This is a genomic window from Lewinella sp. W8, from assembly GCF_004375085.3.
Taxonomy (GTDB): Bacteria; Bacteroidota; Bacteroidia; order Chitinophagales; family Saprospiraceae; genus Neolewinella.
Genome location: NZ_SNAQ03000024.1, coordinates 19,866 through 34,777, shown reverse-complemented (window position 1 = coordinate 34,777; position 14,912 = coordinate 19,866). Strand labels below are relative to the sequence as shown.

Annotated in this window: 13 protein-coding genes; 12 read left to right on the top strand and 1 reads right to left on the bottom strand. The window is 53.7% G+C overall.

Annotated features, from left to right (window positions below):
• Positions 1-107: 107 nt before the first annotated feature.
• The 7 genes from E1J53_RS21320 (at position 108) to E1J53_RS21290 (ending at position 5,112) form a co-directional block, all read left to right on the top strand.
• Positions 108-614 (top strand): hypothetical protein, encoded by a 507-nt coding sequence (locus tag E1J53_RS21320; RefSeq protein ID WP_134272229.1) that lies wholly within the window; start codon positions 108-110, stop codon positions 612-614.
• 141 nt (positions 615-755) lie between these two features.
• Positions 756-1,187 (top strand): hypothetical protein, encoded by a 432-nt coding sequence (locus tag E1J53_RS21315; RefSeq protein WP_134272230.1) that lies wholly within the window; start codon positions 756-758, stop codon positions 1,185-1,187.
• A gap of 213 nt (positions 1,188-1,400) precedes the next feature.
• Positions 1,401-1,904: a DinB family protein gene (locus E1J53_RS21310; protein WP_134272231.1), complete on the top strand. Its 504-nt coding sequence runs from the start codon at positions 1,401-1,403 to the stop codon at positions 1,902-1,904.
• 420 nt (positions 1,905-2,324) lie between these two features.
• Positions 2,325-2,729 carry an AraC family transcriptional regulator gene (locus tag E1J53_RS21305; protein WP_134272233.1) on the top strand — a complete coding sequence of 135 codons (405 nt, stop codon included), beginning with the start codon at positions 2,325-2,327 and terminating at the stop codon, positions 2,727-2,729.
• A gap of 31 nt (positions 2,730-2,760) precedes the next feature.
• The gene (locus E1J53_RS21300; protein ID WP_134272234.1) at positions 2,761-3,156 is read left to right on the top strand and encodes a VOC family protein; all 396 of its coding nucleotides are present in this window, start codon (positions 2,761-2,763) and stop codon (positions 3,154-3,156) included.
• A 64-nt stretch (positions 3,157-3,220) separates the two neighbouring features.
• Positions 3,221-4,222, top strand: coding sequence for a DUF4440 domain-containing protein (locus E1J53_RS21295; RefSeq protein WP_134272235.1), 1,002 nt, complete (start codon positions 3,221-3,223; stop codon positions 4,220-4,222).
• A 119-nt stretch (positions 4,223-4,341) separates the two neighbouring features.
• Positions 4,342-5,112, top strand: a complete 771-nt coding sequence (locus E1J53_RS21290; protein ID WP_134272236.1) for an SDR family oxidoreductase — start codon at positions 4,342-4,344, stop codon at positions 5,110-5,112.
• 160 nt (positions 5,113-5,272) lie between these two features.
• Here the strand turns inward: E1J53_RS21290 and E1J53_RS21285 are convergent, their stop codons facing one another.
• Positions 5,273-5,434 carry a hypothetical protein gene (locus tag E1J53_RS21285; protein WP_154640267.1) on the bottom strand — a complete coding sequence of 54 codons (162 nt, stop codon included), beginning with the start codon at positions 5,432-5,434 and terminating at the stop codon, positions 5,273-5,275.
• A gap of 74 nt (positions 5,435-5,508) precedes the next feature.
• Between E1J53_RS21285 and E1J53_RS21280 the strand changes: the two genes are divergently transcribed.
• The 5 genes from E1J53_RS21280 (at position 5,509) to E1J53_RS21260 (ending at position 14,810) form a co-directional block, all read left to right on the top strand.
• Positions 5,509-6,120: a toxin-antitoxin system YwqK family antitoxin gene (locus tag E1J53_RS21280; protein WP_134272237.1), complete on the top strand. Its 612-nt coding sequence runs from the start codon at positions 5,509-5,511 to the stop codon at positions 6,118-6,120.
• Between the two features lie 325 nt (positions 6,121-6,445).
• On the top strand, positions 6,446-7,699 hold the full coding sequence (lysA, locus tag E1J53_RS21275) for a diaminopimelate decarboxylase (RefSeq protein WP_134272238.1): 1,254 nt from the start codon (positions 6,446-6,448) through the stop codon (positions 7,697-7,699).
• Between the two features lie 25 nt (positions 7,700-7,724).
• Positions 7,725-8,543 carry an MOSC domain-containing protein gene (locus tag E1J53_RS21270; protein ID WP_134272239.1) on the top strand — a complete coding sequence of 273 codons (819 nt, stop codon included), beginning with the start codon at positions 7,725-7,727 and terminating at the stop codon, positions 8,541-8,543.
• Between the two features lie 183 nt (positions 8,544-8,726).
• Positions 8,727-9,989 carry a proline dehydrogenase family protein gene (locus E1J53_RS21265; RefSeq protein WP_134272240.1) on the top strand — a complete coding sequence of 421 codons (1,263 nt, stop codon included), beginning with the start codon at positions 8,727-8,729 and terminating at the stop codon, positions 9,987-9,989.
• A 360-nt stretch (positions 9,990-10,349) separates the two neighbouring features.
• Positions 10,350-14,810, top strand: a complete 4,461-nt coding sequence (locus E1J53_RS21260) for an SdrD B-like domain-containing protein (protein ID WP_134272241.1) — start codon at positions 10,350-10,352, stop codon at positions 14,808-14,810.
• The last annotated feature ends 102 nt before the right edge of the window (positions 14,811-14,912 follow it).

Sequence of the window (14,912 nt, the reverse complement as noted above, 5' to 3'; positions counted from 1 at the left end):
TTTTAGGCTTTTGCCCACTGCATAGTTTTGGTGTTACACCCTTTGTTCTCTGGGACAAGGACAGGCGTTTTGGGCCTGTCCCGAAGAGACGATTAAATACCTGAACTATGAAGAAATCAGCCCTCGCATTCGTTTGGATTTATGGCATTCTTGCCTTCCTGTTCTTTGGTGGAATGCTCTTTACCATCATCACCCAATACCCTAATTGGGACCATAACCTGCCGGATTCATTGGTGACCACCAACAACTTCTACGCCAAGGCAGATCCCGGAACCTTCTTTCAGCTTTTCGGAAAGATCAACATCCCGGTTTTTATCATTACCATCGTCGTGATCTGGAAGTACAAAAAGGCACGTAACATCCTGTTCGGCCACTTCCTCACCTTTTTTCTCATCGGCTTCGGCACCGGAACGATCATCTATCCAATTCTTTACGAATTGGGGGCGGACAACATTGCTACCCGGCCCATGGCAGAGATTGAGGCCTTGCTGGCCAGATTCAAAACCCTGGACGCCATCCGTGCGGTCATTGCACTACTTTCCATATCCTTCCTGACCTGGGGGATGATTGAGTTTCATAAGCAGTATTTTGCCGGAACAGCGGAGGCGAGCTAACCGGGTAGCAACTTGGTCCATGATTTCCTCTGCCCTAAGGATTGTTAGCGATGGGTGGCCACCGTAGCCGTCTGGATCAGTTTGTCCGGGAAAAAACAATGCTGGATGAGGACCAGGATGCCTTAGCAAAAGAACAATGAAATGCTCATGGATGAAAACGTGGTCGCCAGCCTGGTAAGGACAAACATCAAGAATCTTGGCTTTTGGAAATTTCAAAAGCAGGATCAGGCGACCGTGGGCATCAGAAGGATGACTCAATGTTACACGGAAGGACACGACAAGCTCTTTGATTACTACGGTCGGGACGTGCCCGCGGAAGCTAAATGGTTTGTTGGTTACACCGCCACCTTATTGAACCCGACCACGGGGGAGGTTTTCATGCAGGACTACGGTAGGTTTACTTTCCTGCTGAAAAACCTGCCCCGTCCTCACATCCGTAAGCAGGTTTTCTGGGGGATGGACGGGCATACCGACATTACCAGAATGGGAGAAGAATGGAGTAATTTCTATGGGGAAGAGGATCCGAACGAGGATGCGGAAATTGTGGAACAGGTCTACCGGTCCCTACTGTAAATGTACTCCAAGGGAAGCGTGATCAATCGACGGGAAACATTCCAAATCATATTCCAGTAAGTAATCTTCTATTAAATGCGGCGCGAACGCAGGTGCCGAGCCTTTGGGTAGGGAAGCAGCGTGGTACCGTTAAAGTTTCTGTCGTAAAACGATAAACAGGCTTACTTGTAGGCTAAGTAGTATTCGTAGATTGGATAACCGAACATCATCACCATGAAGAGCAATCCCCTGATCCATCACCTACTCGAACAACTGCAAGAAATCCAGGACGGCAAGCTATGGATGGGGGATTCTTTTCAACAAAAACTTGATTCCATATCCGAGGAGGAAGCCTTTGTCCGGCCACTACCTGAATTGCACAGCGTAGCGGAATTACTGGCCCACCTCACGGCCTGGAAAAAAGATGCCCTGCTGAAAGTACAGCGCGGAACCGGGGAGCTGACCTCCGAGGACGCTGCTGATTGGCCAACCAATCAGGCTCTGAAGGATTTGGGGTGGAAGCGCTTACGGGAGGAAAATGAAAAAAGTCACCACGACCTACTGAAAGCGTTGCGGGGCAAAGAAGATGCCTTCCTGGAAGAAACCTACCAAGATCAGGATTTTAAGGGTACTTTTCCCTTATCCTTTGCCCTTAACGGTATTTTGCACCACGACCTTTATCACCTCGGTCAGATGGGAATTGTGATCAAGTTACTGAAGCTAAAAGGCATTCATTAATACCAAGCAGATACGCAGATGAAAAACCTTGGCTTATTGTTACTGCTGGGCCTGTTGGTGGCTTTCATTGGTTGCCCCAACGATAATCTCTCCCATTGCGATTACATAGTCGAGGATGATATACTGATTCCTGGGGTGGAGGGGAAGTTTCAATTACTCAAAAAATCACATCACAGCATTCCCCTGCCGTGTCAATACCAATTCAGGGTCCAAAGGGATGATGGCTCACGTAAAGTCATTCATAATTTTGGCCGAGATGAATTTGTGAAATACGAGGTCATTCGAGACTCCCTATATTTATACGCCCGACCGGATGATACTTCCGCAGTCATGTTCATCCGCTACGGATTAGATGAACTGTAAGTTCGCTGGCTCACTGATACTCGGTGTATTGGTTTATCTCCCTTAACTCCCCCAAGCATGACTTTCTACGAGAAAAAACTCAGAGAACTCAGGGGGACGATCTACGCCAACCAGGCCCAGATTGACACCATTATCCGCGCCAGAAATTACCTGAGGGAGCACTACGGGGAACCCCTCAATCTGGACCAATTGGCGCAGGTGCACCTGGTGTCCAAATACCATCTCCTCCGGCTTTTCAAGCGGTATCACGGGGTGACGCCGCGACAATTTCTCATTGACGTGCGGATTGAAAAGGCCAAAGAAAACCTGCTGGCGGGGAAAACGGTGACGGATACTTGCTTTGCGGTGGGCTTCGAGAGTCCGGGATCCTTCAGTAGCCTGTTCAAACGGAAAACCGGAAAGACACCCGGTCAATATCAAAAAGAGCAACTTTCAAGAAGCAATCCTTCCCTCGATTTATGAACTTACCGTGATCAAACAATAACGCTAGTTCATGAGAGTCACCATCATCAGCATACCCGTACGGGACCAGGAAAAGGCCCTCCAGTTTTACACCAAAAAGCTAGGTTTTCTAAAGAAGGTAGACATGCCGCTGGGGGGTGGAAACCGATGGCTGACGCTGGTCTCTAAGGATGCCCAGTCGGGGCCCGAGATTTTGTTAGAACCCGCCCCCCTGCATTTTGAGCCCGCAAAAGTCTTCCAGGACGCCCTCATGGATGCCGGAATGCCGTGGACCCAGTTCGACGTGGATGACCTGGATCAGGAATACGACCGCCTGGTAAAGCTGGGCGTAGAATTTAGCATTCCCCCCAGGGAAATGGGGACGGTCAGGTACGCCGTTTTCAACGATACGTGTGGGAATAACATCCAGTTGGTGGAGCATTTATAGCGATTAGGGAATGCTAAACAGCATATTGGCATAACCGGTCGTTGAAAAGACGTTCCAACTCCCAATGATGCGCTATCTCCTCCTCTTTCTTCAACTTTCGGCATTTGCGACTTTTACCTATGCACAGGAGACGTCCATCACTTATGAGCTAAACGGAAGGGCCTCCAAGGAGGCCCTGGAAGATGGAGACTACGTCAACTCCTTAAATCCCTTCGTCAAATTCATTGGTGAGTGGACACTCAAGGACGACGAGTGGACCCAGAATTGGGGCTTCGGCACCGAAACCATCAAGATTCCGGGCCACCATACGATTAGCCGGGAAATAAATACGGACCATACCTTATTGTCCATTATCGACGGCCCGGAACCCAACGGACACATTTTCTGGACTTACAGTCCTAAGACTGGGGCTGTTTTCCATTCCTCCAGCTTCGGAAGCAATCGGGTAGGCACCGGAATCGGCATGATCAGCGACATGGGGGACCTCCTCCTGAAGGTGACCTTTGAGGATGAAGCAGAGGGAACCTACCGAAGGTATTCCTATACCTGGAGGAACCTGGACGAGTACGTTCTTAGTTCCGTGCAGTACGACCACGATAATCAACCCACCGGGCTATTTTATTCGGGCACCTTCGTCCGGCTTAAGCCTGCCAGACATCATCCGGATGAAATAGCCATCAAGCGGGAAATACTGGAACACGGCGCAACCATTCGCGCTGCTTTCCGGGCGGGAGACTTGGAAAAGATAAGAAGCCTGCATCACCCCGAAGTGGAGAAAGCCCTGGGCTACTCCGATGTTAAATCTGGCCGAGAAGCAGTGATGCAGGGCTTGGCGGGTACCCTGAAAAGTTTTTCCCTTGAGTTTGTCGAGAACGACGTGGAAAGCATACTGATCCGGGGCGATCTGGCCATTGAGCAGACCAAATTCGCAATACGGGGAACGCCAAAGGAAGGTGGCGAATCCTTCTTATTCCGGGGGCGTACCCAGGTGACTTACGTTCGGTACCCGGACAGCCCAACGGGCTGGGCCACCATCCGCGAAATCATTCAGCCCTGGACGGAGTAATGGGTTGGTGATGGATCGCCCGTACTGGGGATGATCCCGGTCGTGGCACCTCCAAACATTTATGGCCGAAAAACGAACGGGCCGGGCGTCCGTTACGTTGGGTGAATAAAAATTCATTTATGCAATACGTAGGATTAATCACCGGAGCCAGTTCCGGTATCGGCAAAGAACTCGCCCGGATTCACGCGGAACGGAAGCGTGATCTGGTCATCGTGGCTCGGCGGAAAGAAGAACTGCAGGAACTAAAGGAAGAACTGGAGGGTAAACACGGCGTCACCGTAAAAGTGATCGCGAAGGACCTCACGGCACCTGCGGCAGCCAAAGAAATTTTTCAGGAACTGGAAGGGGCCAACATCACCGTGGATTACCTCTTCAATAATGCTGGCTTTGGTGGTCGCGGGCTGTTCCACGAACAGGACTGGGGGATGCTCAACGGCATGATCGACCTCAACGTCACGGCGCTGACCGAACTGACTCACCGTTTCCTGCCCGGCATGGTGCAGCGGGGTAGGGGTAAAATTCTGAATACTTCCAGTACGGCGGGCTTCATGCCCGGTCCCCTGCAGGCAGTTTACTTTGCCACCAAGGCCTACGTCAATTCCTTCAGCCAGGCCGTCGCCTCCGAAGTGGAGAATTCCGGTGTGACGGTAACGGCCCTGTGCCCCGGAGCCGTAAAAACGGAATTCGGAGAAGTAGCGGACATGGACGATACGGATATGTTCGAGAACGCCAGGTCACCCCGCTACACGGCCGAACGGGGCTACGAGGCCATGGAAGCCGGTAAGCTGGAGGTCATTACGGAGACCGGACTCAAAGTAATGATCAAAGGTGCCATTCCCTTTATCCCGAAACGGGTGGGACTGAACATGATCAAGAAAATGCAGTCCTGACCCTGATTCATGCGGCGTAGCGTGATAAGAATCGACTGTTCAGGGTTGAACCGTGGTCGGAAGCCTGTTTTGTGAAGGCGTAGCCGAGTAAAATGGCGTCCGAACACTACTTGATGCATAGATCAAGCCCGAAATTTATATCACCCCACATCCGGAACATTTAGCCCCGGGGACGCTGGGTATCAATGATCAGCGGAACCCCACGGACGAAATCATACAGGGTTAGTCGGCGGAGTTCATAATTCCCCAGCCAGAAGTTCCTCAGGCTGGCAATGTATTGCTGCCGCGCCTCATCCATTTCACTGAGTGTCCTTCCCCTCACAGAGAACTTTCATGAACACTTTCACCAGGAGACGATTATAACTGCCAATCCAAGCCCGTATCCTTTTCCCCTCCATGCGTCCTTTTCACCTCCTCCTCATTCTCCTGTTCTGCGGCTTCGCGGCCAACGCCCAGGATACCCTCCTGACCAATTACCCCAATACCCAGCAGCGCTGGGAGAAAATCTTCCTGGCGGGAGAAAAGGTCGCCGAAAACATCTACCACGCCAACGGCACCCCCTGGATGACGGTGCGGTACAATGAGGAGCGGGACGAGCAATGGAAATGGTTTCACGCTAACGGAGAGCCCTTTTTCGCGGCGACCATCATCGACGACCAGCTACAGGGAACCTACCGCATCTGGTACGAAAACGGTCAACTAGCGGAGAAGCTCAATTTCGTGGATAATCTCGAAGACGGTCCCGCTACCTTCTACCATCCCAACGGCCAACTCGCCATGGAGGGACAGTATGCTACGGGCAAAATGGTGGGTAACTGGCAATTTTTTGCGGAAGACGGAACCCCCGCCGAAGGAGCGTGGGCGTGGCAATTTGCCGCCCTCCCCGAATTCACCCGCCTGAGCGGATCGCTGAAGAGCGGAATGCCCGTGGGCACCTGGACGTACCGGACTACCGCCACCCCCCGAAACGGGCGGCAGATAATGCTGGAATGGAACCGATCAAAGTAAATCCTCCCACTATCCACTACATACTACCCACTGGATATCACCGGAAAGTCCCGCAATTCGTCAGACAAACTTTATATTGACTTCGTCAGCAATAAAGAATTTGTCGGACGACCGCTAAGGACGTAAGGGATAAATACGCCTGACTAACTTCTTATCCACCACCTTACTACCCACTACCCACTACCTCCTAAACTTTCTTTGCTCCTTATCAATTTACTTTGCACCCGCCCGCCGGGCCCATCGGATAATCACGGATTCATGCGATGGACACCGGGTAAAACCAGCATCATGCGACAACAACTTCTTTATCCTCAATAAATAAATTATGAACCTTAACGAAGGACGCTACCAGATTGGTGGCGTTGATGCCCTCTCCATGGTTGAGCACTACGGTGCTCCCGTATACGTTTACGACGCCGCGACGATGAAGCGCCAGTACAAACGGATGGAAAAGGCCTTCGGTAAGGTCAAACGCCTGCGGATCAACTACGCCTGCAAGGCCCTGACGAACGTCAACGTCCTGCGGCTGTTTCGCTCCTGGGGAAGTGGACTGGACACGGTGTCCATCCAGGAAGTAGAGCTGGGCCTCCGGGCCGGTTTTGATCCGCACGACATCCTCTACACCCCCAATTGCGTGAGCATGGAGGAGGTGAACGAAGCCGTGGAGAAGGGCGTGCGCATCAACATCGACAACATCTCCATCCTCGAACAATTCGGGGCGCTGCACCCATCGGTGCCGGTCTGCATCCGCATCAACCCGCACATCATGGCGGGCGGTAACAGCAAGATCAGCGTGGGGCACATCGACTCCAAATTCGGCATCAGCATCCACCAGGTTCCCCATATTCTGAAGGTGGTCGAGGCCCTCGGCCTCACCGTGGAAGGTCTGCACATGCACACCGGATCGGATATTCTCGACGCCGAGGTGTTCCTGCAGGCCGTGGAAATCCTGCTCCGGGCCGCCGAAGATTTTCCCGATCTGGATTACCTCGATTTTGGGTCCGGCTTCAAGGTGCCCTACAAAGACGGGGGGATTTCCACCAACATTGAAGACCTCGGCAGTCGCCTCGGAGATCGCTTCAATGCCTTCTGCGCGGACTACGGCCGGGAGCTGGAACTGATGTTCGAACCGGGCAAATTTCTCGTCAGTGAAGCCGGCACGTTCCTGGTGCGCACCAACGTGGTGAAAACTACTCCGGCTACGGTATTTGCCGGGGTAGACAGCGGACTGAACCACCTGATTCGTCCCATGTTCTACGACGCCTATCACCACATCACGAACATCAGTAATCCGGCGGGCAAACCACGGATTTACACCGTGGTGGGCTACATCTGCGAGACGGATACCTTCGGCATCAACCGCAAGTTGTCGGAGGTCCGGGAGGGCGATATCCTGGCGATGTCCAACGCCGGCGCCTACAGCTTCATGATGGCCAGTAACTACAATTCCCGCTTCCGTCCCGCCGAGGTACTGGTCATGGACGGTCAGGCCCACCTGATTCGCCGACGCGAAACCATGGAGGATTTGCTGGGGCCTCAGGTGGAACTTCCGCAGTTGTCCGGGGCCGTAAAGGCCTAGGCATCATTCAGAAAATCAGTTATTTATGCGTGTTCGCACCCTCTATCGCTACCCGGTGAAAAGCCTGGGTGGTGCCGCCGTTTCCGAACTGGAGCCCTCCGGGCGTGGCTTCGTGGACGACCGCCGCTGGATGCTCATCGACGAGCGCGGCCGCTTCATCAGTCAGCGCAGTTTGCCGGGACTGGCCCGCTTTCGGGCCCGGATCGCGGGTGCGGACACCCTGATTTTCGAAACCGTCGGTGGTGAGGTTTTGGGCGAGGTCGCGGGTGCCCGGCCGGTGGGTGAGGGCAATGTTTCCGTGACGGTCTGGGACGACACCTTCCCGGCCCGTCTCGTGGAACACCCCGAAATTCCGAGCATCGTCCGTCAGTTGGGGCTGCCGGGTGCCCGGCTGGTGTACATGAACGCAGAAGTACATCGTCCCGTTGATGAGCGCTACGCCAAAGCGGGGGAGGAAGTATCCTTCGCTGACGGCTACCCCTATCTGATCACCACCACCGCCAGCCTTGACGACCTGAGCGAAAAGACCGAAGAAGCCCTCGATGAGCGGCGATTCCGGCCCAACATCATCGTGGAAACAAGCGTCCCTTTTGCGGAAGACAACTGGAGGGCGTTACGCGTCGGTAACCACCAGTTTCGCCTTCCCAAACCCTGCGCCCGCTGCATCATGGTAACCCACGAACCGGAGACCGGCAACCGCAATCCGCGGGTACTCGCCGAGCTGGCGGCCTACCGAAAGGAAGGCCACAAAATTCTCTTTGGGATGAACGCCTGCTGGGAGGGAGGCGAAGGAACCATCAGGGTAGGGGACGTCGTCGAAGAGACGGGCGCCGTCTCTTCCTGAGTCACTCCGTGAGCAGATTTTGGACCCGCCCAAAAGAAGATGATGTCTTCGGTCAGTTTTCTGCGAACCTTCGGCCGGGTATCGTACTTTTGCTACCGGGGACCCGATCACCACGACTTCCGGGTAGCCACCTTTACGTCGCAATCAGTGATATGCCTTGATTGCTCTAGCCAATAGAAGCCCATGGAAAACAGTTCTGGCCCCGTGCGGGAGTTCCCGCTGGCCGAGCAGGCACGAAAGACCTACGAACGGATGCAGAAAGCCGGGGAACTCCCCGACTTTAATGATCTGGAGCAAACCTACCGGCATTTGTCGGACGGGGACCTTAAACGCATGGGGCGCATTCTGTCCCTCATCGGTACCCCCTGGCTGACCAAACTGCTTGCTGGTCTGGGCACCCGGGCGGTGAGGTGGAACCTGCCGGGCGCGACCTGGGCGGTGAAGAAGACGGTGTTCTCGCAATTCGTGGGGGGGACGAGCCTCGTGACGGCCCTGCCGGCCATTGAAAATCTGTACCGGCACGGGGTAACCAGCATCCTGGATTACGGGGCCGAAGCCAAGAGCACCGAAGAGGACTTCAATCGCTTCATGAAGGAAGTGCTGAACGCCATCGATTTTTCCGCGGAAGCACCGGCGGCCAACGCCGTGGTGGTAAAGGTGACCGGCCTGGCGCCCTTTGCGGCACTGGAAAAGCTCAACGGCGAGGAAGTCGACTTCGACGACCAGACGCACGCCCAATTTCAGGCGGCCCTGCGCCGGCTGGACGCCATCTGTGGCCAGGCCCAGAAGCAGGACGTGCAGGTGTACATTGACGCGGAGGAAAGCTGGATTCAGAATACCATCGACCAGTTGGCCAATAAAATGATGGCCCGTTACAACCGCGAGAAGGTGATCGTATTCAATACCTTCCAGCTGTACCGGCACGACCGCCTCGCCTTTCTGCAGCGCAGCCACGAACGGGCCCAGGAAGAGGGCTACCTACTGGGAGCCAAGTTGGTACGGGGAGCCTACATGAACAAGGAGCACGAAAGAGCCCGGGAGATGGGCTACCCGACCCCCATCCAGCCCAGTCTGGCGGCCACCAACGCCGATTACAATACTGCCGTGCGCTACTGCGCCAATAACCACGAAGAGATCTCCTGCTGCGTCGCCAGTCACAACGAGGACAGTAATCGCCTGATGTGCCTGCTGATGGCCGAACTGGGCATCCCCCGGGATCACGCGCACATCCGCTTCTCCCAGTTGCTGGGCATGAGCGACAACCTCACCTTCAACCTGGCCGGTGGCGGATACAATGTCTCCAAGTACATGGTTTACGGTCCGGTCCGGGAAGTGCTGCCCTACCTGGTCCGGCGGGCGGAGGAAAACACTTCCGTGACCGGTGAAGCCGGTCGGGAGCTATCCACCGTCCGCAAGGAATTGCGGCGTCGAAAGGCCCAATCCTGAGGTCTTGCCGGGAGATTCTGGTTACCACCGAACGTCCAGAATTACCGCTTTGAATACGCTACTCCGCAATCTGGTGGAATCGACTTCTGTGCGTTTTGTGACGGGAAAATGCGTTTCGCAGGCCATCATTTATCACCTCAAACGTTCGCAGGAACCGCGCGCTCGGGTCGACTCCCCGGTGCCGTTTCCATTAGTTTATGGGGGAAGAGTAGTCTTTAATGACGCCGCTGGAGTAGGGGTTACTACGTGTTTCCTTCCAGGCACACCCTAAGCATTAAGATTTTGTCTATCTTTAAGATAGATTTGCTACGACCTGAAAAGCTGTTCACTCCTTTGGTGAATTAGCCAATTGATCCTCTCATGAGAAACCTACCCTTTAAGGAGTCCCTGACTCCGACCCATGCGTATTTTGCCCCGTTGTTTGCTAAGGCCCTGGTAACTGTTCTGGTATTGCTCCCGGCGATGCTCATCGCCCACGATAATACTCCGTACCAGACGCACGCGATCATTAACGTCCCCGGCACCTTCGCCACGATACAGGCGGCGGTAAACAATGCGGCAGACGGTGATGAAATTGTGGTGGCCAACGGAACCTATAACGAATCGGTAAACGTTGCGATGGCTGCGGGCGATATCATCATTCGCGCCGCCAATCCCGGCATGGCCACCGTAAATGGAGGTGGAAGTTCAGCCTTCATCACCGATAACCATACCGGCGACGTTACCATTGATGGTTTTGAACTGAGGTCAACCATGAACAACGGTAATTCTGGCGTCATTCGATCGGTTAATCTGCGAGGGCGACTGACGGTAAGTAACAACACCTACGCCACCGGCAGCCAGTTTTTCACCGACGGTATATACGTCTTTACCAATCTCAATGGCGTAGGCACTCAGTTAAGTATCCTGAATAATACCTTCGGCCCCTTTGATAATGACGAGCTGATCTACGTAGAGGCCGGAGAGGGCACCACGACAAATGCGGATGTTGATATCGTCATTGACGGTAACCGGAATACCGGAGTGATGGAGGATGACGCCATCCGCATCCTCACGGAATCCAGCAATTCCACGGCAGTCATTGTGATTACTAATAATAATTTCAGCGGCTGGACCGGCTCGGGAGATGGCATTAATGTTCACCTTGGTTTTGATGCTGCGCCGAATAACCAGGTCGCTCATTTGCTCATCGAGAATAATGTGATCACCAACGTGGACGGTGACGGCATTGAAGTAAACCTTGACGGAAGAAATACCCGGGTATTTGGCATCATCAACAATAACACCGTAAGCGGAAACGCCGATACGAATTTTGGTATTGTCATTGATGATGATAGTTCGGGACGATCGATTGAAGCCACCCTACACATTACGAACAATTCAGTTTCCAACACAACTAACAGTGGTATCCGCTACCGGCCCTTTAACGATGACCCGGGGCCAGTGCACATGATCAATCTGATCATTGACGGGAACACGGTGGTAAATCCTAATTCGGACGATTCTCCACCTACGACGATCGGTCAAATGATCCCACCGGAAGAAGCGGGAATCGATATTTCGGACGATTCCGGTATTGATGACGAGAAGTACATCGTCAATGCAGAGATCACCAATAATACCATTACGGTTACCAGCTCAAACGCCACCTGTATTTTGCTGGAGGAGCCAACCACCATGGCTACGGGAACAATGGCGGAGGTCAACGCTTTTCTTTCCGGAAATGTCCTGAATGGTTGCGCTGCTCCCTTCATTCGGGGTGGCGTCAATACGGCCGTCACGGACCCGGTGCCGGCCTCAAGTGACCTGATCAGTTTGGGTGATTTGGTGTGGAATGACGCTAATGGCAACGGTCTTTTCGATGGCGCCGAGCAGGGAGTTCCGGGAGTACTAGTCAGCTTCTCCGGAGGAGGATTAAGTGGTTCCACCACGACGAATTCGCAGGGAATCTACACGATTCCTGCACTACCTGTGGGGACGTATACGGTTACGGTTACGCCTACCGCCGCCTTTCCCTTCCTTACCGTACAAAATGCGGGCACGAATGATGCCATTGACAGTGATTTTGATATGACTACTGGGCAAGCGACGGTTACCCTGAGCGCGGGAGGTGGCAACGTCAACAGTTTGGACGCCGGTCTGACGATGACCGAGGTCCAACCCTGTAACCTGTCGTTTATGGCTACGGCTACCAACGAAGGCTGTCCTGGCGCCAACGATGGACAAATTACCTTCTCCAATTTAAGTGGGGCGGCCAGCTATCAGTTCTCGACGGATAACGGAAGCAGCTGGGGAAACACCAATCCGGTAATAAATCTTCCCGATGGTTCCTATACGGTCCTGATCCGGGATGCCGCCAATACCAGTTGTGTAAGTAGTAGTCAGGTGGTGACGATTCAGGCTGGTGTTGACAACCAGCCACCCACCTTCACCTGTCCGGGTGACCGGGACGTAGATTTGGATGGGAGTTGTAGTCTGGTAATTCCGGATCTCCTCACCGAAATCACCGATGAGGCCGATAATTGTGGTCTTACCCTGACCCAGAGCCCCAACGTAGGGGCCTCCTTCGCTTCCGGGCACAATATGACCCAAACCGTTACGATTACGGCAACCGACAATGGCGGTAACACCAATACGACGCCCTGTATGGTTACCCTGACCGGAAAAGACGTTAGTCCACCAACCGCCGTGTGTAATGACCTTACCGTTTCCCTTGACGGTAGCGGAGCGTATACCCTTACGGCGGCTGATGAACTGGCAATTCTTGCGGGGTCCATGGATAATTGTTCTCCTGCCGGCGCATTGTCGATAACGGTAAATCGGACGATATTTGATTGTGATGACCTCATGCCGGGAGCCAACAATGGCGCTCTGGATTTTGATGGGGAGGACGACCGGGCGGAAACCAACCAGAACTTGCCGGTTTTGAACGATTTCACCCTGGAGTATTATGTTTTTCGAAAAGGTGGTGACGATACCTTTGATCGAATCACGGGAACGCAGACCGCACAGTTTGAAACAGCAATCGATAATGCTGGCGTTTTAAGGTACTGGTTTCGGTCAGAGTTCTCCTGGAATAATTCCGGGATAGCGCTCCCACTTAACCAGTGGTCTCATGTCGCCTGGGTCAAGGCGGGCAATAACTTGACTATCTACGTTAATGGTGTTTCCGTTTACACGGCCAATCACGTTGCAACCCTAAACACTGACGGATGGATTATCGGAAGCAGGTCCTTTGGGGCCCAGTCAGCCAACACCCGGCTTGATGAAGTCAGGATTTGGAACCTCGCCCGTTCAGGCAGTGAAGTTCAGAGCAATTATGACAAAACCGTTTCTCCGGCCGCTCCCGGACTGATCGCGTACTTTAATATGGAAGACGGTATGGGGGCTCTGGTGGCTACCGACATTACGGGAAATGGTTATGACGCTACCCTGGTAGATATGGATCCCGCCACGGACTGGATCACTCCGGGATCTCCCGCTATGCCAGTAGCCAGTCAGGGGGTCATCCAACTTAACGGAGTGGTGTCCGATGCCCTGGGTAACTCGGCTAACTGTACCTTCGACATTACCGTAGTAGACGATTCGGGTCCGACCTTTGATTGCCCCGCCGACCTCGACGTTAACCTCGACCCTGATTGTGATCTAATCGTTCCTGATCTGGTCAGTGGGATCAGCGGCGCCACGGACAATTGCGGCACAGTCACGCTGACCCAGAACCCAGAGGTAGGCGCGGTACTGGCTTCCGGACACAATATGACGCATACGGTGACCATCACGGCCACGGATGAAGCGGGGAATAATAATGACGTTAGCTGTCAGGTAACGCTGACCGGTAAGGACGTTACCATGCCATCCTTTACCTGTCCGGCGGACCGCATGATCGCCACGGACGGCGACTGCATGTATATGGTACCGGATTTGGTAGCGGAAATTGTTGATGCCACGGACGCTTGTAGCGCAGTCCTCTCCATTACCCAGGATCCGGTGGCCGGAGCAACCCAGGACGCCAGGATTACGGGGGATTTGTCCGTAACGATAACGGTGGCCGATGGAGCGGGTAACGAAAGCAGCTGCATTGTGGAACTTACGGTGCCGATGGCCTGTAGTATTCCCTTCGAGGTATCGAATAATTTTATGGGAACCGACCCCTGTAGCTGTAACAACGATCAGGGGGTAAACAATGGCGCCGGAGATGGCACCTTTGCCGAAACGGTTACGGTTACGGGAGCTCCCGGTTTATTGGTCAGAGCTTCCAACGGTACGGGATTGATTGGCGTAAGCTTGCCCGCCAACTTATCGGAAGACGCCGCCGGCGTCTATACTATTTCCTTCAACCATACTGACCGGACGGGATACAGCATCAGCCAATTTGAATTTTCTTCCGACGGTGGCGGCACCTGGATGACCGCAACCGAGGCCGACGGAGTTACTCCAATTGCCATCAGCAACGTTTGCGCCTACCCGGTACTGCAATTTGACCCAGCGCTGGACCGTACCTATTGCAGTGGTAAGCCAGCAGTCTCCCTCGGAAGTACTTTCAATACCTCGGTTGCTAACCCCAATCCTATTTTCAGTCCCGATCCATCAGGTACGATGTTCACCGTGAATGGAAACAGTACCGGACAGCTTGACCCCGCCACTTTATCTGGCACTGTGGTCATTACGGGAACCTACTCCCCGAATGACGGAGGTGGAGTAGGGGGAACGGAGGAAAATCCCGCCATCGGAACCAACGCCAACAGTTGCCCCATCATCATCGAACAGCGGGCGGAAATTATTGACGTTGACTGCGGAACGTTCCCCTGGGACGGGAACTAACCGTAACAAGAATTTACGGGAAACTACGAGAATTTCCCCTCAGATGCCGCGTCAATTTGGGGGGGTAATTATCGGCGTTTTGTTTCCTCGTCCGTTAAGCTG